General features: G+C 63.3%; 18 protein-coding genes and 1 pseudogene. 7 read left to right on the top strand and 12 right to left on the bottom strand.

All coding sequences use genetic code 11. The annotated features are described in order from the left end of the window. On the top strand, positions 1–273 hold a 273-nt coding region (locus tag OKB81_RS12015), incomplete at its 5' end, for a transposase (RefSeq protein ID WP_270805259.1). Positions 274–586: 313 nt separating this feature from the next. Here OKB81_RS12015 and OKB81_RS12020 read toward each other — a convergent pair. From OKB81_RS12020 to OKB81_RS12030, 3 genes are all read right to left on the bottom strand, one after another. Further along, positions 587–1,144: a cytochrome b/b6 domain-containing protein gene (locus tag OKB81_RS12020; RefSeq protein WP_041214375.1), complete on the bottom strand. Its 558-nt coding sequence runs from the start codon at positions 1,142–1,144 to the stop codon at positions 587–589. Positions 1,145–1,192: 48 nt separating this feature from the next. After that, positions 1,193–1,462 (bottom strand): PepSY domain-containing protein, encoded by a 270-nt coding sequence (locus tag OKB81_RS12025; protein ID WP_010672753.1) that lies wholly within the window; start codon positions 1,460–1,462, stop codon positions 1,193–1,195. 121 nt (positions 1,463–1,583) lie between these two features. Further along, a complete protein-coding gene (locus tag OKB81_RS12030) occupies positions 1,584–2,036 on the bottom strand; it encodes a YaiI/YqxD family protein (RefSeq protein ID WP_039039769.1) in 453 nt (150 codons plus the stop codon). A 131-nt stretch (positions 2,037–2,167) separates the two neighbouring features. On the opposite strand from OKB81_RS12030, the gene zntB reads away from it, so the two are divergent. Together zntB and OKB81_RS12040 are read left to right on the top strand one after the other, a co-directional pair. After that, positions 2,168–3,133, top strand: coding sequence for a zinc transporter ZntB (gene zntB, locus OKB81_RS12035; protein ID WP_171865294.1), 966 nt, complete (start codon positions 2,168–2,170; stop codon positions 3,131–3,133). 9 nt (positions 3,134–3,142) lie between these two features. Continuing rightward, positions 3,143–3,661 carry a mechanosensitive ion channel domain-containing protein gene (locus tag OKB81_RS12040; RefSeq protein WP_039039767.1) on the top strand — a complete coding sequence of 173 codons (519 nt, stop codon included), beginning with the start codon at positions 3,143–3,145 and terminating at the stop codon, positions 3,659–3,661. A gap of 36 nt (positions 3,662–3,697) precedes the next feature. Here the strand turns inward: OKB81_RS12040 and OKB81_RS20805 are convergent. The 8 genes and pseudogenes from OKB81_RS20805 to OKB81_RS12080 all read right to left on the bottom strand — a co-directional run bounded on the left by OKB81_RS20805 (position 3,698) and on the right by OKB81_RS12080 (position 14,363). Then, positions 3,698–3,947: pseudogene (locus OKB81_RS20805) on the bottom strand (hypothetical protein). Positions 3,948–4,016: 69 nt separating this feature from the next. Beyond that, positions 4,017–5,807, bottom strand: a complete 1,791-nt coding sequence (locus OKB81_RS12050; RefSeq protein ID WP_270805260.1) for a cation:proton antiporter — start codon at positions 5,805–5,807, stop codon at positions 4,017–4,019. A gap of 94 nt (positions 5,808–5,901) precedes the next feature. Further along, entirely contained in the window at positions 5,902–6,423 is a 522-nt protein-coding gene (locus tag OKB81_RS12055; protein WP_010672759.1) for an MltR family transcriptional regulator, read from the bottom strand. Positions 6,424–6,520: 97 nt separating this feature from the next. Beyond that, complete coding sequence (locus OKB81_RS12060; RefSeq protein WP_010672760.1) at positions 6,521–7,666, bottom strand: mannitol-1-phosphate 5-dehydrogenase; 1,146 nt, start codon at positions 7,664–7,666, stop codon at positions 6,521–6,523. 37 nt (positions 7,667–7,703) lie between these two features. After that, positions 7,704–9,632, bottom strand: coding sequence for a PTS mannitol transporter subunit IICBA (locus OKB81_RS12065; RefSeq protein WP_160838327.1), 1,929 nt, complete (start codon positions 9,630–9,632; stop codon positions 7,704–7,706). An 860-nt stretch (positions 9,633–10,492) separates the two neighbouring features. Beyond that, on the bottom strand, positions 10,493–12,514 hold the full coding sequence (locus OKB81_RS12070; RefSeq protein ID WP_160838325.1) for an exoribonuclease II: 2,022 nt from the start codon (positions 12,512–12,514) through the stop codon (positions 10,493–10,495). 86 nt (positions 12,515–12,600) lie between these two features. Next, positions 12,601–13,500, bottom strand: a complete 900-nt coding sequence (locus OKB81_RS12075; protein WP_010672764.1) for a LysR family transcriptional regulator ArgP — start codon at positions 13,498–13,500, stop codon at positions 12,601–12,603. Positions 13,501–13,733: 233 nt separating this feature from the next. Next, the gene (locus OKB81_RS12080) at positions 13,734–14,363 is read right to left on the bottom strand and encodes an acyl-homoserine-lactone synthase (RefSeq protein WP_160838323.1); all 630 of its coding nucleotides are present in this window, start codon (positions 14,361–14,363) and stop codon (positions 13,734–13,736) included. A 64-nt stretch (positions 14,364–14,427) separates the two neighbouring features. Between OKB81_RS12080 and OKB81_RS12085 the strand changes: the two genes are divergently transcribed. The 3 genes from OKB81_RS12085 (at position 14,428) to OKB81_RS12095 (ending at position 18,200) form a co-directional block, all read left to right on the top strand. After that, positions 14,428–15,210 carry a LuxR family transcriptional regulator gene (locus tag OKB81_RS12085; RefSeq protein ID WP_010672766.1) on the top strand — a complete coding sequence of 261 codons (783 nt, stop codon included), beginning with the start codon at positions 14,428–14,430 and terminating at the stop codon, positions 15,208–15,210. Positions 15,211–15,472: 262 nt separating this feature from the next. Continuing rightward, a complete protein-coding gene (gene lysE / locus OKB81_RS12090; RefSeq protein WP_041212291.1) occupies positions 15,473–16,093 on the top strand; it encodes an L-lysine exporter in 621 nt (206 codons plus the stop codon). A 127-nt stretch (positions 16,094–16,220) separates the two neighbouring features. Continuing rightward, entirely contained in the window at positions 16,221–18,200 is a 1,980-nt protein-coding gene (locus tag OKB81_RS12095; RefSeq protein WP_160838331.1) for a bifunctional 2',3'-cyclic-nucleotide 2'-phosphodiesterase/3'-nucleotidase, read from the top strand. A gap of 333 nt (positions 18,201–18,533) precedes the next feature. On the opposite strand, the gene lpxL is transcribed toward OKB81_RS12095, so the two are convergent. After that, positions 18,534–19,457: an LpxL/LpxP family Kdo(2)-lipid IV(A) lauroyl/palmitoleoyl acyltransferase gene (gene lpxL / locus OKB81_RS12100; RefSeq protein ID WP_160838321.1), complete on the bottom strand. Its 924-nt coding sequence runs from the start codon at positions 19,455–19,457 to the stop codon at positions 18,534–18,536. Between the two features lie 248 nt (positions 19,458–19,705). On the opposite strand from lpxL, the gene hldE reads away from it, so the two are divergent. Continuing rightward, positions 19,706–21,133 carry a bifunctional D-glycero-beta-D-manno-heptose-7-phosphate kinase/D-glycero-beta-D-manno-heptose 1-phosphate adenylyltransferase HldE gene (hldE, locus tag OKB81_RS12105; protein ID WP_039039759.1) on the top strand — a complete coding sequence of 476 codons (1,428 nt, stop codon included), beginning with the start codon at positions 19,706–19,708 and terminating at the stop codon, positions 21,131–21,133. Positions 21,134–21,337 lie beyond the last annotated feature (204 nt).

A 21,337-nucleotide genomic window follows, 5' to 3' on the forward strand; every position in this document is an offset into this window, starting at 1 on the left:
TTGGTGCCACGCCAGTACAGTACTGGGGGCCGGGCAAACCTGAAGGGTATCAGCAAGCGTGGCGACAAAAATCTTAGACGATTGTTGGTGCAATGTGCACGAGCCTATATGCAACGGCTAGAGCGGCAAACGGGACGATTGGCTGATTGGGTCAGGTCTATGTTGACTCGGCGACATTCGAATGTTGTGGCTTGTGCACTAGCCAACAAGTTGGCCCGCACGGCTTGGGCGCTGGCGGCACGGCATACCGAATTTCGGGCAATGCCAACCTGACGCGCCCCTATTTACTTTTGTACTGACACACCCACCTGGTTTTGCGACTGTGATATTGGATGACGTGAACGGCATACCGGCCTGACTGATAACCTGGCAAAAGAATAGGCTTTCTAGGCCGAGGGTCTTTTTAGGACAGTCAGGCGCGATTCTCATCGTGGCGCGGAGAACATTCTCCATCAAGACGCCGGATAGATTTAAGCAAGCCAACCACAACACCCGAAATCAAGGTTGCAAAAAAGGGGGTGACCATAGATTTTTTTGGGCAGATGAGCGGGTGAACAGAGGAGGGGACTGGTCGGCAGCCCGGCCATCAAGCGCGGGGGTCTTCCACCTTGATGTTGGCGGGGACCCGCTTTTTGCCCAGCACCATGGCGCGGACCAAATCGCTGCGGGTGAGGCGATCGGTCAGGAGTACCACTGCCGCATGGACGCCAACGGCGGCCATCAGGGTGTTAGCGATGATGCCGTGCAGCTCCTCCAGCCACTCCTCGCCCCAGAAGGCATCCCAGGTGGTGAGCCAGCCGGTGACGACGGTCCCGACCAGGGACAGCAGCAGCAGCCAGATCATCAGGGAGCCGACCGGATTGTGGCCGAGGTAGTAGGGGTGGCGCCCCTGGGCGAGCTGGCGCAGGTAGTAGCGGACCCGGGCAGGGGTTGGCCACCACTGGCCGAAGCGGGCGTAATAGGGGCCGACCAGCCCCCACAGCAGGCGGATGATGAGTAGGATGCCCACCGCGTAGCCAGCATATCTGTGGGGTTTGCTGCCCTCTTCCAGCACGAAGAAGTTGAGCAGGCAGAGGGTGACGGTCGCCCAGTGAAACACCCGGATGAGGGGATCCCAGACTTTCACTTCAGAGGCAGGTGTCATGGCAAGGCTCCATGGTGGGGGCCGGGGGAAGACCGGCCCGGGGCGGCGTTACTCGTCGATCTCTTCTTTCACCTTTTTCAGGTCGGTCGGGTCGAAGTAGATCTCGACCTTACGCTTCTCCTTGTCCCAGCCGTAGATCTCGTAGCAGCCGGTCTTGGTGGCCTTGAACTTCTTGATGTCGTAGCCCATCGCCTTGATCTGCTGCTGGGCGTCGGCTTCGCTCATCCACTTGCTCTTGTCGGCCTGGGTGCATTGGGGGTCGGCCAGGGCTGCGCCGCTCAACAGGGGGATCAGTAACAACAGGGGGGTCAGTTTCATTGCTTGCTCCTTGCGGGTGGTTGGGTCAACAGTCGCAAGGCTAATCAAGGAGCATTAAGGAAGAATTAAGGGAAAAGGGAAATGAATGGCTCTCCCCGGCAGGGGGCCGGGGAGAGGGTGATCAGCTCAGCTTGCCCCTGACCAACCACTTGTCCAGCGCATTGGCGAAGCGCTGCTTGTCGGCGGCGTTGAAGGGCGCAGGGCCACCGGTCTGGACGCCGGCAGAGCGCAGCTCCTCCATGAAGTTGCGCATCCCGAGCCGTGCCTGGATGGTCTCCCGGGTGTAGATCTCGCCCCGGGGATTGAGCGCCTCGCCCCCGGCGTCGATGACCCAGGAGGCGAGGGGAATGTCGCCGGTGATCACCAGGTCGCCGGGCTTGACCTGCTGGGCGATGACATGATCTGCCACATCGAAGCCCTTCTCCACCTGCTGGGTCTTGATGAAGGGGGAAGGGGGGACTCTGAGTCCCTGGTTGGCCACTAGCGTGGTCACCACCTGGGCGCGGTGGGCGGCGCGGTAGAGGATCTCCTTGACCGGGATGGGGCAGGCATCGGCATCAACCCAGATGGGCATGGCATGGCTTCCTGTATCTGGAACGGGTGGCGCATCTTAGCATGGCTGGTGCGGGGCGGCTGCCCCGGGGCTGAGTCGTCCCCGCCTTTGGTGTAAGCTGGGGCCTGCACATGAAACGAGAAGGAGACGAGATGGATCGGGTGCCCGGTGACGTGATTTATGGCCTGACCCTGGACGGCAAGGGGGGCATGACCCCGCTGGCCGAAGGTAGCGAGATCCCCGGTGCTCAGCCCGGCTGGCTGCATCTGGACTATGGCAACCCGGAGTCGGCGCGCTGGCTGCTGCAGACGCCGCTGCTGGGGGAGGCGGCCCGTGAGGCCCTGCTCGGCCAGAGCAATCGTCCCAAGCTGGTGCGGATGGGGGAGACGGTGCTGCTGATCCTGCGCGGCATCAACCACAACAAGGATCACAGGCCTGAAGAGATGGTGGCCCTGCGGATCTTCATCACGCCGGATCTCATCATCAGCAGCCGTCGTCGTCCGCTGCTCTCCGAGAAAGATGTGTTCGAGCAGCTGTCGCTGGGGGGCGGTGCCGACACACCCGCCGACTGGCTGGTGGAGATATGCGACGCCCTGACCGACCGGGCCGGGGAGTTCGTCGAGGAGCTGCACGACCAGATCCTGGATCTGGAGGAGATGGTGCTGATGCGTGACCTGCCCGCCAACGGTCGGCTTGCGCGCATCCGCAAGCAGCTCATCATGATCCGTCGCTACCTCTCCCCCCAGCGGGATCTGGTGGCGCGCCTGGCCAACGAGAAGATCAGCTGGCTGGACGAAGATGACAGGCGACGCCTGCTCGACATCGCCGACCGCTTGCGGCGCTGGCTCGACGATCTGGATGCCGGGGTGGCGCGCACCGCCGTGCTGGCGGACGAGATCAACAACCTGATGGCGGAGGCGACCAACCGCCGCGCCTACCAGATGTCGGTGATGGCGCTGCTGTTCCTGCCCGCCAGCTTCCTGACCGGCCTGTTCGGCATCAACCTGGGGGGGATCCCCGGGGCCGAGAGTCCGACCGCCTTCTGGGTGTTCTGTGGCTTCCTGCTGGTGCTGGCGACCGGACTGGCGGTCTGGCTCAAGCACAGGCGCTGGTGGTAAGGAGTGAACATGACGACATGGGAATCTTTTGGCGTGACCCTGCTGCTGTTGCTGGGGCACACCCTGGTGCGCGGCCTCATTCACAAGAGCCTGATGGCCCTTGGCCAGAGCCGGCAGGTGAGCGAGAACCGGGTACTCTACGTGGAGCACGTATTCCACTTCCTGCTGGGCTGCGCCACCTTGCTGATCCTGGCCGGGGTCTGGGGGCTCGACTTCTCCCGGCTGGTGGTGCTCGCCTCCTCCTTCTTCGCGGTACTGGGGGTCGCCATGGTGGCCCAGTGGTCGATCCTCTCCAACATCACCGCCAGCATTACCATCTTCTTCGCCTTCCCCTACAAGATTGGCGATCGCATCCGCATCCTCGACAAGGATGACTCCGTCACCGGCATTATCACCGAGATCGGCCTCTTCTACGTGCGGGTGCGGGATGACAACGGCGATCTGGTCACCTATCCGGCGAACCTTATTCTGCAAAAGCCGGTGAGGCGGCTGGAGGGAAAGGAGGCTGAGTCCACGCAGCCGGAATGAGAAAAGGCTCCCTCGGGAGCCTTTTTCGATGGCTGTTCAGCGTTCGAAGAAGCGGTAGAGGTGCTCGACCTGGACGGGGCAGTCGGCCACCAGGTGGATGTGGTCCCGTGCCTCCTCGGTGGACGAGAAGCTCATGGGGCACCCCAGAGTGTCCGTCATCACGTAGAGGTGGCCGTCCTGCCCCCCTGAACTCCACGATCCAGCCGGGGGAGACGATGTCGTGCATGATCTCCGCCTCCTTGAACCTGTGCTGCTGGTGAAGCGCGCGCAATTCACTGACTGTCATGACATCCTCCTATGACTCATGGCGCCACCCTCAAGTCTAGTTCTCCTTCCCGGTGGCGCCGTCATCGGATCAGGGCGCCGTCGCCCCCTCCCGGGGTGGTTGCAGGGCGATCAGCAGCTCCCCGGACAGCGGCGTGACAGGGCCGGTGACCACCCTGGGTCTGGCCCTGGCATCCAGCACGAACAGAGGAATGGCGCCGGGATTGGCATCCTGATACTGGTCCCAGTCGAAGGTGTCGCTCAGGCGGGTCGCCTTGATCTGCCCGCCCCGGCTCAGCAGGCCGCTCAGCCTGGCGAAGTTGATGTCGGCACCGAACAGGTTCTGGCGGGCACGGAAGGTGGCGCTCTCCCGGTTGGCCTTGCCGTGCTGTTCGCTGGAACGCAGGGAGTGGACCTTCTCCTCCCCGTAGAGGTGGGCGAAGTGCAGCACCCCGAGGGCGTTGTTGTGGCGGCTGGGAGAGAGCGCCAGCACGGTGCTGATGCTGGTGAGGGGCAGGTGCCGTTCGGCGTGCTCCGACTGGGGGTTGCCGAAGTAGCAGGGCAGGCCGCTCATGCGGGCCAGCTTGCAGTGCTCCCAGGCAGGATCGGAGAGCTGCACCGGGATCCCCTGGTCCGCCAGCGCCTTGCCGATGGCCCGGGCCACCGAGTTGGCGCCGATGAGCAGCCAGACATTGGGGGCGCTCTGGCGCATGTCGAGCAATCTGGCCAATGGCGTGGCCGTCAGGCTCTGCAGCACCACGGTGAAGATGATGACCGCAAACACCAGGGGCACCAGCTTGTCGGCATCCTCGATGCCGGCCTCGTGCATGCTGATGGCGAAGGAGGCGCTGACCGCCGCCGCCACTATGCCCCGGGGGGCTATCCAGGCGAGCAGGGCGCGGGCGCGCCAGGGCAGGTCCGACCCCCGGGTCGAGACCAGGATGCAGAGCGGGCGGGCCACGAACTGCACCACGCACAGCAGGGCCAGCACCATGGGGCCGAGCTGCCAGAGCTGGGCCAGATCGAGGCGGGCCGCCAGCAGGATGAAGAGGGAGGAGATGAGAATGACGGCGAGATCCTCCTTGAAGGCCAGCACCTCCTCCAGATCCAGCCCGTCCTGGTTGGCGAGCCAGATGCCGAACACCGTCACCGCCAGCAGGCCGGATTCGTGACTGAGCCAGTCAGACAGGGTGAAGGTCACCAGCACCAGCGCCAGTACCCCGAACTTGTGCAGGCTGACCGGCAGCCAGTCCTTGCGGATGAGCAGGGTGGTGAGCCAGCCGGCACCGACCCCGATGAGCGACCCCACTCCCACCGTCTTGGCCAGGGCCAGCAGGGTATGACCGACCAGATCCCCCTGGCTGCCGAGGCGCACCGCCTCGAACACCAGTACCGCGAACAGGGCGCCGATGGGGTCGATGACGATCCCCTCCCAGCGCAGGATCTTGTCCACCTCCCGGACCGGGCGGATCACGTTGAGCATGAGGGCGATCACCGTGGGGCCGGTCACTACCAGCACGGCGCCGAGCACCATGGCGACCCGCCAGTCCAGCCCAAGCAGGAAGTAGCTGGCGGCGCCGATGACGGCAAAGCTGGTCACCATGCCGGTGGAGCAGAGGTTGCGTACCACCTTGCCGATCCCCTTGAGTTCGGTCAGGTGCAGGGTCAGCGCCCCTTCAAACAGGATGATGGCGACCGAGAGGGAAACCAGGGGAAACAGCAGATCCCCCAGCAACTGATCGGGATCGAGCAGACCGGTCACCGGGCCGAGCAATAGGCCGCTCAGCAACAGGAACAAAATGGCGGGAACGCGCACGGACCAGGCAAGCCATTGGGCGAGCAGGGAGATGAGGGCTATTCCGGCGAGGGAGAGAGCAATCATGCCAACCTCGTACAGGTGATGGGGTTGGACCTAGTGTAGCGGGGAAGGGGGGCAAGATGACACCCGCCAGGCGTGCAGGGGAGAGCCGCTCAGATCAGATGGGGCTCTCTTTGTGGAGTTCGGTGACGCAATCGGTCACCGCCAGCACCAGGGCGGAGCGCACCATCTGATCGAGCCGGTTGAGCTGCATCTGGTAGAGGGGCCAGTCCTCCTCGTTGGCCGGGGGATCCTGCGGCATCATGCTGCCCTGCTGGATGGCATTCAGGCGCTCGAGCAGATCGCGGACCGGCTTGTCGCTGAAGCGGTAATCCTTGGGGTCGCGTACCAGAAAGTCGCGGATCTTCAGGTACGCCTCGAGATCCTGATAGCGCTCGAGGGAGATGAGGCCGAGGGCGAAGATGAGCTTGAGGCGCACCTCCAGCTGGCCGAGGGGGCCGCTCTGGTTGAGCAGGGGTTCGATGGCGTATTTGACGGCATACTCCTCCTGACGAAAGGCTCGCCGCATCAGGGAGTCGACCGCCTCTTCCAGGATGGTCACGACCTCGAGAAAGAAGCCGCGGGGGCCATCCTGCTCGTTCAGTCGCTCCAGTACTTCATCTTCCTGGTGTGTGGTCATAAGTGCTTCGGGTCCGGCTGACAGGGGGAGAGCAGGCCCTCCCCCGGTTTGTATCGTACGGGGTCCGTCACGGGCGGTGTGACGCCACCCCATCAGGTCACTTCAAGTTGTTGTAACGGGCGACGATGGTGCGTACCACATCGCTGTGCTCATCCAGGCCGGTGACGCGGGCCAGGGTTCGTGCCGGACCAAGTTCCGCCAGCATGGCCTGCAGCTCCACCGCCTGGGGATCGTCCTCATTGCGGTAATGCAGTGCGGCGGCGATGCCCTCCTGCAGGTGATCGCTCGGCAGGCCGTACTCCAGGGTGCCGAGCAGCGGCTTCACCAGCCTGTCCCCCGCCGCCAGCTTGCGCAGCGGCTGGCGACCGACCCGGTCAATCTCGTCCACCAGATAGGGGTTGGCGAAGCGGGAGAGGATCTTCTCGATGTAGGCGGCGTGCAGGCGCGGGTCGAAGCCGTAGCGTTTCACCAGCACGGCCCCGCTCTCCTCCATGGCGCGGCGCACCTTGCTGCGGATCAGCGGATCCTCGATCGCCTCGCGCACGGTGCGATATCCCCTGAGCTTGCCGAGATAGGCGGTGACGATGTGGCCGGTGTTGAGGGTGAACAGCTTGCGCTCGACGAAGGCCATCAGGTTGTCGGTGGGCTCCATGCCCGCTACCTGGGGCATCTCCCCCTTGAACTGGGTCCGATCGACGATCCACTCGCTGAAGCTCTCCACCGTCACCTCCAGGGGATCGTCGTTCGCCGCGGCGGGCGGAACGATGCGATCCACCGCCGAGTCGACGAAGCCGACGCACTGCTCGAGGGTGGCATGATACGCGACCGGCAGGTACTTGAGTACCTCCTCCTTGAGGTGGCTGGTGCCGCGCACCATGTTCTCGCAGGCGATGACGTTGAGGGGAGTCAGGTTGCCAGCATCGAAGCGGGCCTGCAGCCCCTTGGCCAGGGTGCTGGCAATCTTGTCCAGGATGTTGGGGCCGACCGCCGTGGTGACCAGATCGGCGGTGATGATACGGGCGATCACCTCGTGTCCGGCGGAGCTGACGGCGGCAACGTTGCGCACCACGTCCAGCTTCTGATCCGTGCCCACCACGTGCACCTTGTACTCCTGGCGGTGGTTGAGCTGGTCGATCAGGGTCTCGTTGACGTCGGCGAAGGTGACCTGATGGCTGGCGTCAGCCAGCAGTTTGCCGATGAAGCCCCGACCGATGTTACCGGCACCAAAATGCAATGTTTTCATGATATTAACCTCTACAACCAAAGACGATGACGGATGATTACGCGGCCTGCTCGGCCCCCAGCAGATCCAGGAACTCCTGGGGATCCTGGGTGCTGGCCAGACGGTCGACGAGACCGGGCTCATCCAGTGCATTGGTCAGGCGGGTTATGACCTGTATGTGTTCATCGTTGCGGGCGGCAATGCCGATGACCAGGCGCGCTACCTCATCGGCGCCCTCGCCGAAGGCGACTCCGGCCGGGTACTGGCAGATGACGATGCCGGTACGCTTCACGTGCTCCTTGGCGGCGATGGTGCCGTGGGGCACGGCGATGGATTCGCCGAGGTAGGTGGAGACCAGCTGTTCGCGCTCCAGCATGGCGTCGACGTAGTCGGGCGCCACGTAGCCCCGCTCCGCCAGCAGCTTGCCGGCGGTCACGATGGCCGCTTCCTTGCTCTCGGCCTTGAGGCCCAGGTGCACGTCCTGCAGGCTCAGGGTGAAGACTTCCGGATCCTGCGGCTCGTAGCTGTCGTCGTTGGCCGCCACCAGCAGTTGCGGGTTGGCGACGTCATCGTTGGCCGCGTTGGCCAGGCTGAGGCTCTGCACCAGCTCCTGATAGAGGGCGTTGTCGAGGAAGTTGGTCAGCGAAATGTGCTGTGCATGCGGCGCATGGCGACGGGCACGGTCGGTGAGATCCTTGTGGGTGATGACCAGATCCACCTGATCGTCCAGGTTGTTGATGGCACGGTTGGTCACGCTGATGTCGAGACCGGCGGCCTGCACCCGCTTGCGCAGCATGCCGGCGCCCATGGCGCTGGAGCCCATGCCCGCATCGCAGGCGACGACGATGTTGCGCACTGCGGTCAGCTCGGTTTCCGGCTTCTTGGCGGCGGTGGTCTCGGGCTTGGCACCCTTCATGGCCTTCATCTTGCGGGTGGCTTCACCCAGGGCATCGGCCTCGTCGGCTTCCGGCTGCTGGGCACGGACGAACACGGCGGCGACCAGGAAGGAGACGGTGGCGGAGGCGACGATGGAGAGCAGCACCCCGATGAGGGAGGCTTTCGGCGTCATCAGCAGCACGGCGAAGATGGAGCCCGGGGAGGCGGGGGAGACCAGACCGGCGTTGAACAGGGTCAGGGTGAAGACCCCGGTCATGCCGCCTGCGATCACCGCCAGGATGAGGCGCGGGTTCATCAGCACGTACGGGAAGTAGATTTCGTGGATGCCGCCGAAGAAGTGGATGATGGACGCACCGGCTGCGGACTGCTTGGCGGCGCCACGGCCGAACACCATGTAGGCCAGCAACACGCCCATGCCCGGACCCGGGTTCGCTTCGATCAGGAAGAAGATGGAGCGGCCCTGTTCGGTGGCTTGCTGGATCCCGAGCGGCGAGAAGATACCGTGGTTGATGGCGTTGTTCAGGAACAGGATCTTGGCCGGCTCGACGAAGATGGAGGTGAGGGGCAGCATGTGGTTGTCCACCAGGAAGCCGACACCGCTCGCCAGCACGCCGGAGAGCACCTTGACGAAGGGACCGATGACGAAGAAGGCGAGAATGGCGAGCAACATGCCGATGATGCCGGCGGAGAAGTTGTTCACCAGCATCTCGAAGCCGCTCTTGACACGACCTTCCATCGCCTTGTCGAAACGCTTGATGGCCCAGCCACCCAGCGGGCCGACCATCATGGCGCCCATGAACATGGGGATGTCGGTCCCCACGATGACGCCCATGGTGGTGATGGCACCGACCACGGCACCCCGGTCCCCCCCGATCAGCTTGCCGCCGGTATAGCCGATGAGCAGCGGCAGCAGGTAGGTGATCATGGGACCAACCAGCTTGGCCAAGGTTTCATTGGGCAGCCAGCCAGTGGGGATGAAGAGGGCGGTGATGAAGCCCCAGGCGATGAAGGCGCCTATGTTGGGCATGACCATATTGGACAGGAAGCGTCCAAAATTCTGTATCTTGACTTTGGTATCCGGTGATAACATGTCGGGACCCCGTTTTAAGCCTGTGTGATTAAAAGTGGTAGTCGGGATGACGAGTTTTGCCGAACTCCCATCCCAGTCGTCTAAGCAACTTCAATTTACCAGCTTGTGATCAAATTAGGCTGAAAACGGGGTGTCTTGTGACCTAGATCTCAAATACCCCGACCTCCCCCTCCCGACATAGTGATGACGATCACAGTCAGTCGCTGTATTTCGGCTACATTTCGATCTTCTCGCCTCTTGGTGTCAATTTTTTGTGATTGATGTCTCGTTTTGTGGTTTGCGCAAATACGGTGTCAACGTGACTATCGTCACAAAATCAAATTTTGCACTCAAATGAGTCATGGTTTGTCGCCTCGTATTCGCAAGTAATGACGATGGATATGCCGCATTTCATCGTTAATCACCAATGAATCATTTATTTTGTAGCCCACTTTCAGTTTTTTCCCCGAGAGGATCGGTTCCGACAAGGCCTCTTGTGACGCCCGGGTGGCGGATCCTGATCCGCTCCCGTCTCGCTCCTCCCTGCCGGTAGCGACGCAGGCTGGGGCCTGCGAGCGGGTCTCCCATTCCGTCTGCCCGTGGAGCGCAGCCATAAAAAAAGCCCGCAGGATGCGCAATGCTGTTCAGATAAGCACATTTTTGACTAATTATTCATAAATGCGACTTGAGTTGGGGGAGCAAGGCTGTTTCCAGTCGATGTTCCTTCAGCCTTTATCCAGCGTGGCTTGCAATAGAAAGAGGGAGGCATCATGCCTCCCTCATTTTTTAGCCCTGATACTACGTGGACTGGAACTCAAATTCTCTTAAGTGAACAGCATTGCGCAGGATGCGGGCTTGTGCAGAGCAGACAAGCAGGGGGATCACTGCGCCTTGGGGGCCTCGTCGGCAGGCGCGGCATCGGCCTCGCTGGTCGGGGCGACCGGTGCCGGACCTGGCACCAGATCCACCGCCGGCTTGGCGATGAGGGAGCGGGTCTCTTCCACCGCCTCGGTCAGCTTCACCTCGATGATCTGGCCGAGCTCGTAGACCACCTCGGTCTTGTCCAGATAGACGCGGCCGTTGTCCCAGTTGCACTCCAGCCGATCCTTGTTGTCCAGGATATGGCGGGCGGGCATGAACACCACGGCGCCGTTCTCCTGCAGGCGCAGCTTGAGGCCGGCTCGCATCACGTCGATGATCTCGGCGTTGAACACCTTGTCGGTGCCCGCATCGGCCTTGAGGTAGCGCACATAGAGCCAGTCGCCGATGTCGCGCTCCACCATGCGGTGCAGGCGGCGGCAGGCGGTCAGGTGCTCGGTCAGCTCCAGGCTGGGGCGCTCACCCGGGGTCTTGCCGGCGATGACCGCCTTGAGTAGGCGATGGTTGACCATGTCGCCGTATTTGCGGATGGGGGAGGTCCAGGTGGCGTAGGCATCCAGACCCAGGCCGTAGTGGGCACCCGGTTCGGCGGACATCAGGGCATAGCTCTGGAAGCGGCGGATCTTGCCGTCCAGCCAGCGGGTGTCCAGGTTGTCTATCCAGCGTCGCAGGGCGCAGAAGCCGGAGAGGCTGGCGATCTCTTCCTTCTCGAACGGGGCCTCGGCGGTCTTGAGCAGCTCGATGGCGCCGTCCAGGGACTCCTCGTCAAAGCCGGTGTGGACGTTGAAGATGCCGTAGCCGACCTCTTTGCCCAGCACGCGGCCGGCGCAGATGTTGGCGGCGATCATCGACTCTTCCACCATGCGGTTGGCGATGCGGCGCGGCTCCACGTGGATGGCAAGCACTTCGCCGTCTTCACCCAGCTCGAAGTCGTAGTCGGGTCTGTCCGGGAACACCAGGGCGTGCTCGGTACGCCACTTGATGCGGGCCTCCGTCATCGCCTTCATCAGGGGCAGCTGGGCCAGGACGCCGGCGTCGATATCCAGCGCTTTGCCGTGCTCGGCCCAGTCGGAGACGTCGTCATAGGTGAGGCGGGCATGGGAATTGATGCGGGCGGTGAAGAACTCGGTCTCCTCCAGCAGCAGGCCATCCTCGGCGATGAGCAGACGGGCGCACAGGGTGTTACGCTCCTCGCCCTCTTTCAGGGAGCAGAGCTCGTCGGAGAGGGTGCGCGGGATCATGGGTACGTTGCGTCCCGGCATGTAGACGGTGAAGGCGCGCTGGGCGGCCTCCTTGTCCAGCTCGCTCCCCTCGGCCACATAGGCGGTCGGGTCGGCGATGGCCACCAGCAGCTCCCAGCCGTTCTCCAGCTTGGTGATGGCCAGGGCATCGTCCATGTCCTTGGTCTTGGCACCGTCGATGGTGAAGAAGGGAACCTGGGTCAGATCCCGGCGGGGCAGCTCTTCCTCTTCGATCACCTTCCACTCCGGCAGGTCCGCCGGTTCAATCTGGGCCAGGTTGTGGCGCGCCAGCACCACCCACCAGGGCACGTTGTGATCTTCCTGGGTGGCGATGAGCTGGGTGATCTCGGCGGAGAAGTTGCCGTCCACCAGGGCATGGCGCTTGAGGGTGGCAACCACCCAGTCCCCTTCCTTGAAGGATTTCTCGTCCAGACCCTTCTTGGCGCGGGCCTTGATGGCGTCCTTGATGAGGGGGTGGTCGGGCACCACGTTGAGGCGGTCGCGGAACATCTTGACGCGGCCGACGAAGCGGGTGACGGCCTGTTCCAGCAGGGCATCCGGCTCGGCCACCTCTTTCTCTTTTTCAGTGCGGATCAGGGCGCTCACCCGGTCACCGTGCATCACCTTCTTCATGTAGGGAGGCGGCACGAAATAGCTGGTCTTCTCATCGACCTCCAGGAAGCCGAAGCCCCGATCGGAGGCGCGGATCACACCCTCTTTCTTGGGGATGTTTTCGCGGATTTGTTGCTTGAGCTGGGCCAGCAGCGGATTGTCTTGGAACATAAATGGGGAACCTGAGTGGAGACCTGATGGTTAATCGCCCAGCACTATACGTTTTTACCCCCCCAAAGCCAAGGTGAATGGCCCCCTCAACGGGGTTGCAGTGCCCGTCGCCCCTGCTGGATCAGGCGCTGGGATATCTGCTTGTGCAGCCCCCGCTCCAGCACCCAGCGGTGCCAGTAGAGCTGCTCGACCAGGTGGTGATCCGGGTTGAGATCGAGCAGGCGCCCCTCTTCCAGTTGCTGGCGGATCTGCAATTCCGGGATGAGGCAGCAGGCCAGCCCCTGCTCCGCCATGGCGACGAAGGCCTCGGAGGATCGCACCGTGTGGCAGGGGTAGCCACCGGGGGGGAGGGCGAAATGACGGGCCATGTAGCTGATGTGCATGTCGTCGCGCTGATCGAAGGCCACCGCCGGCGCCTTGGCCAGGGCCGCCGCCGTGAGGCCGTTCGGGAAGTGGCGGGCGACGAAGGCGGGGCTGGCGGTGAGCAGATAGCGCATCTCGCCGAGTTCGTCGACGCAGCAGCCCGCCAGCGGCTGGGGTTGCAGGCTGACGGCGCCGAACGCCTGCCCCTCGCGCACCCGGTCCAGGGTGCGGCTCTCGTCATCCACCAGCAGGTTCAGCTCGATGGGGTATTGCTCCAGCAGTGGTGCCAGGGCGGGCAGGAACCAGGTGGCCAGGCTGTCGGCATTGACGGCGATGCTGACCCGGATGGGGGCCCTGGGCTCGTCGGGGGAGAGCTCGCCGGCCAGCTCCAGCTCCAGCTGGCGCACCTGGCGATAGTGGGCCAGCAGCTTCTGGCCGAGCCCCGTGGCCTGCAGCGGCTGGCTGCGGATGATGAGCGGCTCCGCAAACTGCTGCTCCAGCTGCTTGATGCGCTGGGAGATGGCGGACTGGGTAATGTGTAGGCGCTGGGCGGCACGCTCGAAGTTTTGCTCCCGGATCACCGCGTCCAGGGCCAGCAGCAGCTTGTAGTCCAGCGTCTTCATCAGCATTCCTTATGAAAAAAGGGAGTTCAGCAAGAATGCTACTCAAGGGAGCGTCAGAGGACAACCTGACCGCCCCCATGGAGGGGGCCCGTGCCCGGGGCTGCCCCTGTGAGATGTGACAGTAGTCCTGACATGAGATTCATAAGATACTCACCCGGTCCGTTTTTGCATGGGGTGGAAACGGACCATAGCGAGCGTCTTGAATCCCGGGCCGGTCCCGGGACTTTTTTTGCTCAGATGACGGCGAGCAGTGCATCCCCCGCCGGCCGGTAATGGCCCTGCAGGGGGCGATGGACGGCGCGGTCGAAACGCTCGTCCAGGTGGAAGCGGATACCGACCCCGCGCACGGCCCCCAGATCCACCGCCTGGCGATGGCTGAGGCGCTCGATGGGCAGGCCGAGGCGGCGGAAGATGCGCTCCACCGGCAGGCTGACCACGGCCACCAGCTCGCGGATCCCCTGCTCCCTGGCGAAGGCCAGCACCTCGCGGAAGATGACGCAGGTGAGTTCGCTGATGCCGTTCTCCAGGCGAGGGGCCCGGTCGGCGTCGATGGCGAGGCGGGTCAGCTCCCACACGTCGTTGCCGCGCGGCGGGGCTTCGCCAGCGAGGGCGGTGGGGAAGATGCTGGGCAGCATGTAATCCTGGGCGCAACTGAGCAGGCGGATGCAGCCGCACAACCCCTGCTTGTCTTCAATCAGCACCCAGTGGGTGTCGGGCTTGTCGAAGTTGTCCCGCTCCAGGCCACGGCGGGATTCCACGTCCCAACCGAGTCGATCGGAGAAGACGCGGTTGCGAAATCGGTAGAGCTCGTTTTCGACCTCCCATCTGGGGTGTTCTTTCAATTTTCCTTTGAAAACAAGCATTCATGTCTCTCCATTTCATGGTTAGGCGCTATAATCCAAGGCCTTGGCCAGGGGAGGCTTGCCTATGACACGCGACCAACTGCTTGAGTACCTGGAACATTTCACGCTGGTGACCGATGGCAACCGGTTGTCCGAGCTCATCGGCCGCTTCACCCTGGGAATGGGTTACGACTACTACCGCTTCGCCCTCATCCTGCCCATGTCGATGCAAAGGCCCAAGGTGGTGCTGTTCAACCAGTGCCCCGACTCCTGGGTACAGGCCTACACCCTGAACAACATGCTGGCCTGCGATCCCATCATCCAGCTCGCCCGCAGGCAGACCCTGCCCATCTACTGGAACCGGCTGGACGAGAAGGCGCGCTTCCTGCAAGAGGGGAGCATGGATGTGATGGGGCTGGCGGCGGAATTCGGGTTGCGCAACGGCATCTCGTTCCCGCTGCACGGGGCGGCGGGGGAGAACGGCATACTCTCTTTCATCACCCGGGAGCGGGCGTCGAGCGATCTGATGCTGGAGTCCTCGCCCATCCTCTCCTGGATGTCCAACTACATCTTCGAGGCGGCGATCCGGATCGTGCGCCAGAGCATGAGGGAGGACGATCCCCAGGAGCCCCTGACGGAGCGGGAAACCGAGTGCCTGTTCTGGGCAAGCGAAGGGAAGACATCGGGGGAGATCGCCTGCATCCTCGGCATCACGGAGCGCACTGTGAACTACCACCTCAATCAGGTCACCCGCAAGACGGGGTCGATGAACCGCTACCAGGCCATCGCCAAGGGGGTGAGCAGCGGCATCCTGCTGCCGAACCTGGAGCAGGTGGTGGTCACCAACTTCCCCTCCCTGCTGCAGTGAATACAGGCCCGGCGGCACCGGCTCGTCGCCTGGCATCCCCTCTGTCGCCATCACCGCTGTCCTGCGCCGTCCCATCCTGCCGCCGATTCTCGGGGCGGGGCTGTGACCCCACAATTGTCAGATCCTGCAATTGACAACCTTCTTTGTGTGGTTTCGACCCGGTTTTCATCAGTTTTATGAATGCATCAGAAAATGAATGAATTTCTCTGATTACCCGCGCCCCCTTATAGTGCGTTTCTCTCTTTCACAGGAACGCATCCCCATGTTCGCCACCACCCTGCAAGGCTTTACCCTCGGCCTCGCCATGATCATCCCCATCGGGGCCCAGAATGCCTTCGTGCTGAGCCGGGGCATTCACCGCAATCACCACCTGCTGACGGCGACCCTCTGCTGCCTGTGCGATCTCGTGCTGATCGGCATCGGGGTGTTCGGCGGGGCCAACCTGCTGGCGGCCAGCCCGATCGGCCTGGCCCTGCTGACCTGGGGCGGCGTGCTCTTCCTCGGCTGGTTCGGTATCCGTTCCCTGCGCAGTGCCTGGCGCGGCCAGGAGGCGGCCCTGGCGGACTCGCCCCGGTTGATGGGGGTCAAGAGCGTGCTGGCCATGACCCTCGGAGTCACTCTGCTCAATCCCCATGTCTACCTGGATACCCTGATGTTGCTTGGTTCCTTCGGCAGCCAGTTTGCCGAGGAGCTCAGACCCGCCTTCGCGGCGGGGGCCATGCTGGCTTCCCTGGTCTGGTTCTACGGACTGGCGTTCGGGGCGGCGGCACTCTCCCCCTGGCTTGCCCGGGGCCGGGTGCAGCAAGCCATTGATCTTGTTGTAGGTCTCATCATGCTGGTGCTGGCGGTCAAGCTGGCATTGGGTGCCATACCGGCCTCATGAGGCTATTTTTGTGCCGGGCTTCATAAAAATGAGTCCCGGTGCCATCTGCTGACATATTCGTCTGTTAAATTCCCGGCGCTGGTAAAGCGTTACACATAATAAAAGGGAAAAAACAGTGAATAACACCATGAAGCTGGGGGCTATTGCCGCCATCGTGCTGCTGTCTGCCTGCAGCAACGAGAATGACAGCAAGGCGCAGCCGGGGACCGTCTCCCTGCGCCTGATCCAGACCTCCGACATCCACTCCAACGTGCTGGGGTACGACTACTACCAGAACAAGGAGGATCGCAAGTTCGGCCTCTCCCGCACCGCCCTGCTGATCCGCGCCGCCCGCGCCGAGAACCCCAACAACCTGCTGCTCGACAATGGCGACCTCATTCAGGGCACGCCGCTGGCGGACTACATCTTCGAGCAGTCCGGTGCCGGCTACCTCGAGAGGCAGGCGCACCCGGTGTTCAAGGCGATGAACGAGCTGGGCTACGACGCGGGCAACCTGGGCAACCACGAGTTCAACTACGGCCTGGACTACCTCGGCAAGGTGCTGGCGGGAGCCGACTTCCCCTATGTGAACGCCAACGTGTTCGAGGCGGGGGCCTTCAAGCGCGATGCCAAGGGGCAAATTGACTGGAGCGGCAACAAGTTCACCCCCTATCTGCTGCTGGAGCGCGAGGTGACCGATGACAAGGGCCAGCGCCAGAGCGTCAAGGTGGGCATCCTGGGTCTGACCCCGCCCCAGGTGCTGCAGTGGGACAAGCGTCATCTGGAGGGCAAGGTGGTGGTGGCCGACATGGTCGAGACCGCCAATCACTATGTGCCCGAGCTGCGCGCCAAGGGCGCCGACATCGTGGTGGTGGTGGCTCACACCGGCATCAATGCCAGCAGCTACGAGGCCATGATGGAGAACTCCGCCTGGCATCTGGCCAAGGTGAAAGGGGTGGATGCCCTGATGCTGGGCCACGCCCACAAGAACTTCCCCGGGGACTTCCCGGATCTGCCGGAGGTGGACAACCAGGCCGGTACCCTTAGCGGCATCCCCACCGTGATGCCCGGCTACTGGGGCAACCACCTCGGCATCATCGACCTCAAGCTGGAACAGGTGGACGGCAAGTGGCAGGTGAAGCAGAGCCAGGCCAGCCTGCGCAAGATCGACGCCAGCGAGGGCAGTGCGGTGGATCAGCGGGTGGTGGACCTGGTGCAGGCGGATCACGACGCCACCAACCAGTGGCTGGACGAGCCGCTCGGCAAGATCACCTCCCCCATCCACAGCTTCTTCGCCCTGGTACAGGACGACCCCTCGGTGCAGCTGGTGAGCGATGCCCAGCGCCGCCACGCGGAGCAATTGCAACAAGACGGCCTGCTCAAGGAGTCCTACCCGATCCTCTCGGTGGCGGCCCCCTTCCGTGGCGGTCGCAACGGCATCAACGACTTCACCTACGTGGCCCAGGGTGACATCTCCCTGCGCAACGTCTCCGACCTTTATATCTATCCGAACACCCTGCAGGTGGTCGAGGTGAACGGGGCCACCGTCAAGGAGTGGCTGGAGATGAGCGCCGGCCAGTTCAACCAGATCGACACCGGCAAGACCGGGGTGCAGTGGCTGGTGAACGAGAGCTTCCCCACCTACAACTTCGATGTGATTGACGGGGTCAGCTACGAGGTGGACATCACCCAGCCGGCCCGCTACAGCAAGGACGGGGTCAAGGTGAGCGACGGCCAGCGCATCAGCGGCCTCACCTTCAACGGCCAGCCCGTGGACCCGGCCCAGAAGTTCTACGTGGTGACCAACAACTACCGCGCCAGCGGCGGCGGCCACTTCCCGGGCATCGACGGCAGCAACATCGTCCATGAAGATCCCTTCGAGACGCGGGAGATCATCGCCCAGTACCTGAAGGCCCAGTCTGCGGACAACCCGGCCGGCTTCAGCCCGGCGGCCAACAACAACTGGCACATGAAGGCCCTGCCCGCCAACGTGGACGTGCGCCTCTACTCCTCGCCGACTGACGAGGCCAAGGCCCTGGCGGGGGCGGATCTGTCGTACCAGTCCACCCTGCCGATGGATGACGCCAAGCACCCCGGCTACGCCATCTACCGCCTGATCCGCCAGTAAGGCAGACGCTGGCAGCCAACAAAAAAGCCCTCGCAGTGCGAGCAATGCTGTTCAGATAAGCACATTTTTGACTAATTATTCATAAATGCGACTTGAGTTGGGGGAGCAAGGCTGTTTCCAGTCGATGTTCCTTCAGCCTTTATCCAGCGTGGCTTGCAATAGAAAGAGGGAGGCATCATGCCTCCCTCATTTTTTAGCCCTGATACTACGTGGACTGGAACTCAAATTCTCTTAAGTGAACAGCATTGCTCGCAGTGCGAGGGCTTTTTCATGGGGCGCGGTGCCATCCTGTCCTGTCGTCTGGACTTGCCCGGTCGACGGGGCGGGAGGGCATCAGTAGTAGCCGGGATCGTCCGGATTGGGGCGGGTCTTGAAGCGGCGGTGCAGCCACATGTACTGCTCCGGTGCCTTGCGCACGGCGGCTTCAATCTCGCGATTGGCGCGGCTGGCGTCGGCCAGATCGTCGCCGCTCGGGTAGCCTTCCAGCGGCGCCCCTATATGCAGGGTGTAGCCCTCTTTGGTGCGGATGTTGTAGCAGGGCAGGGTGACGGTGTTCTTCACCCGGGCCAGGGTGGCGGTCCCCGTGATGGTGGCGGCCTGCACCACCGCGAAGTAGGGCACGAAGACGCTGGCATGGCTGCCGTAGTCGTGATCCGGTGCATACCAGAGGGCGTCACCGTTGCGCAGCGCCTTGATCATCCCCTTCACGTCCATCCGGTCCACTAGGTATTTGTTGGAGGCGCAGCGACCGTGGTACTGGGCGTACTCCAGCACCGGATTGGTGTTGGGGCGATAGACACCGACCCCGGGGCGCACCAGGCCGAAGCAGCGGGCATTGAGCTCCAGCGTCAGGAAGTGGCAGGAGAGCAGCAGCATCCCCTGGCCCTTCTCCATGGCGTTGATGACGTGCTCTTCCCCTTCCACCTTCATCAGGCGGCGCATCCGCCAGTCTGGCCAGAACCAGGCCATGCCCACCTCGAAGATGGCGCAACCCACGCTCTCGAAGTTCTGCACCAGGAGGGCTTCGCGCTCATCCCGGCTGAGCTCGGGCATCGCCAGCTCCAGGTTGCGGCGGGCAATCTTGACGCGGGATTTCAGCAGCTTGCGGGCCAGGGTGCCGAGCTGGCGGCCCAGCCACATCTGACTGCGCCAGGGCAGCAACACCAGCAGCCAGAGCAGGGAGAGGCCCAGCCAGCTCCCCCAGTAACGGGGATGGAACAGACGGGGTTCGAGGCGGGGAGCGTGTTCTTGGGCCATGAAGAGTCTCTTGTTCGCAAAGGCAAAGGGGGGAGTCCGACCGAACCGGGGGGCCTGTGTGGGGTGGCCCGGCGCGGATGCGGTCACTCGCATGTGGAGGATTCTATCCGAAAAGCGGGGGCGGGCGCGAATCGCCGTCATCTGGTCAGAGGGGGCATCAGGGGGCAGGGCCGTGCTTTTTTCACGCCCCGGAAAAGAGTGTGATAAAATCGGCCGCTGAATTTTTCAGGTTTTGAGAGCCGATACAGATGAAAATCACCCTGCCCGAGTTTGAAAAAGCCCGCATCCTGGTCGTTGGCGATGTCATGTTGGATCGCTACTGGCATGGCCCTACCGGCCGGATCTCCCCCGAGGCGCCGGTCCCCGTGGTCAAGGTCGAACACATCGAGGAGCGTCCGGGTGGCGCCGCCAACGTGGCGCTCAACTCCGCCGCCCTCGGCGCCCAGGCCGTGCTGCTGGGCCTGACCGGTCAGGATGAAGCCGCCGATGCCCTCGCCAGCCAGATGGCCGGGGTCAAGGTGGCCTGTGATTTCGTGCGCCTGACCGACTATCCGACCATCACCAAGCTGCGGGTGCTGTCCCGCAACCAGCAACTGCTGCGTCTCGACTTCGAAGAGGCCTTCCACGACGTGGATGCCAGCCTGCTGATGGGCAAGGTGGAGCAGGCGCTGCCCCAGGCGGACGTGATGATCCTCTCCGACTACGGAAAGGGCGCCCTCAACGACGTGCCCGGCATGATCCGGCGTGCCCGCGCCGCCGGTATCCCCGTGCTGGTCGACCCCAAGGGGACCGATTTCGAGAAGTACCGTGGTGCCACCCTGCTGACCCCCAACATGTCCGAGTTCGAGGCCGTGGTGGGCAAGGTGAAGGGGGAAGAAGACCTGGTCGCCAGGGGGCTGGAGCTGGTCAAGCGCTTCGAGCTGGATGCCCTGCTGGTCACCCGTTCCGAGAACGGCATGACCCTGATCCGCGAAGGGCAGCCCGAGCTGCACCTGCCGGCCCAGGCCCACGAGGTCTATGACGTCACCGGTGCCGGTGACACCGTCATCTCCACCCTGGCGACTTCCCTTGCCGCAGGCAAGAGTCTGGATGAGGCCTGCGCCCTGGCCAACACCGCCGCCGGCATCGTGGTCGGCAAGCTGGGGACCTCCACCGTGAGCCCGGTGGAACTGGCCAACGCCCTCTACACCGAGCAGGAGACCGGCTTTGGCGTCATGTCCGAGGCCCAGCTCAAGGTGGCCGTCCAGGCCGCCCGTCTGCGCGGCGAGAAGGTGGTGATGACCAACGGCTGCTTCGACATTCTGCACGCGGGTCATGTCTCCTATCTGGCCAATGCGGGCAAGCTGGGGGACCGCCTGATCGTGGCGGTGAACACCGACGAGTCCGTGCGTCGCCTCAAGGGGCCGGGTCGCCCGGTCAACCCGACCGAGCGCCGTATGACTGTGCTGGCGGCCCTGGGTGCCGTGGACTGGGTGGTCCCCTTCAGCGAAGACACTCCCCAGCGTCTGATCGCCGAGATCCTGCCAGACCTCCTGGTCAAGGGGGGCGACTACAAGCCCGAAGAGATCGCCGGTTACGCCGAGGTGACCGCCAATGGCGGCGAGGTGCGGGTGCTGAACTTCGAGGACGGCTGCTCCACCACCGACATCATCAAGACCATCCGCGAGCGCGGATAAGCGTAAAACCCGGCCAAGGCCGGGTTTTTTGATGGGGCTGCCGGGTCGGTGACATGGCCGCTGCCTGGCAGGCCCCGACCAACGCACTTCCAGCGGCGAACAGAGATGAAAAAGGCGACCCCGGGGTCTAATGCCAGTCAGTTAAGCCTGACTGGCATTGTTTTTACTAGGTTTTCTCGTCGCATACTTCTGTGGTTTGGCTTT

The sequence above is a fragment of the Aeromonas sp. QDB56 genome (assembly GCF_027705505.1).
GTDB lineage: Bacteria > Pseudomonadota > Gammaproteobacteria > Enterobacterales > Aeromonadaceae > Aeromonas > Aeromonas caviae.

Coding starts and splice junctions, on each gene's coding strand:
- OKB81_RS12020 (WP_041214375.1), bottom strand. CDS start 1,144: ATGACACCTGCCTCTGAAGTGAAAGTCTGGGATCCCCTCATCCGGGTG.
- OKB81_RS12025 (WP_010672753.1), bottom strand. CDS start 1,462: ATGAAACTGACCCCCCTGTTGTTACTGATCCCCCTGTTGAGCGGCGCA.
- OKB81_RS12030 (WP_039039769.1), bottom strand. CDS start 2,036: ATGCCCATCTGGGTTGATGCCGATGCCTGCCCCATCCCGGTCAAGGAG.
- zntB (WP_171865294.1), top strand. CDS start 2,168: ATGGATCGGGTGCCCGGTGACGTGATTTATGGCCTGACCCTGGACGGC.
- OKB81_RS12040 (WP_039039767.1), top strand. CDS start 3,143: ATGACGACATGGGAATCTTTTGGCGTGACCCTGCTGCTGTTGCTGGGG.
- OKB81_RS12050 (WP_270805260.1), bottom strand. CDS start 5,807: ATGATTGCTCTCTCCCTCGCCGGAATAGCCCTCATCTCCCTGCTCGCC.
- OKB81_RS12055 (WP_010672759.1), bottom strand. CDS start 6,423: ATGACCACACACCAGGAAGATGAAGTACTGGAGCGACTGAACGAGCAG.
- OKB81_RS12060 (WP_010672760.1), bottom strand. CDS start 7,666: ATGAAAACATTGCATTTTGGTGCCGGTAACATCGGTCGGGGCTTCATC.
- OKB81_RS12065 (WP_160838327.1), bottom strand. CDS start 9,632: ATGTTATCACCGGATACCAAAGTCAAGATACAGAATTTTGGACGCTTC.
- OKB81_RS12070 (WP_160838325.1), bottom strand. CDS start 12,514: ATGTTCCAAGACAATCCGCTGCTGGCCCAGCTCAAGCAACAAATCCGC.
- OKB81_RS12075 (WP_010672764.1), bottom strand. CDS start 13,500: ATGAAGACGCTGGACTACAAGCTGCTGCTGGCCCTGGACGCGGTGATC.
- OKB81_RS12080 (WP_160838323.1), bottom strand. CDS start 14,363: ATGCTTGTTTTCAAAGGAAAATTGAAAGAACACCCCAGATGGGAGGTC.
- OKB81_RS12085 (WP_010672766.1), top strand. CDS start 14,428: ATGACACGCGACCAACTGCTTGAGTACCTGGAACATTTCACGCTGGTG.
- lysE (WP_041212291.1), top strand. CDS start 15,473: ATGTTCGCCACCACCCTGCAAGGCTTTACCCTCGGCCTCGCCATGATC.
- OKB81_RS12095 (WP_160838331.1), top strand. CDS start 16,221: ATGAAGCTGGGGGCTATTGCCGCCATCGTGCTGCTGTCTGCCTGCAGC.
- lpxL (WP_160838321.1), bottom strand. CDS start 19,457: ATGGCCCAAGAACACGCTCCCCGCCTCGAACCCCGTCTGTTCCATCCC.
- hldE (WP_039039759.1), top strand. CDS start 19,706: ATGAAAATCACCCTGCCCGAGTTTGAAAAAGCCCGCATCCTGGTCGTT.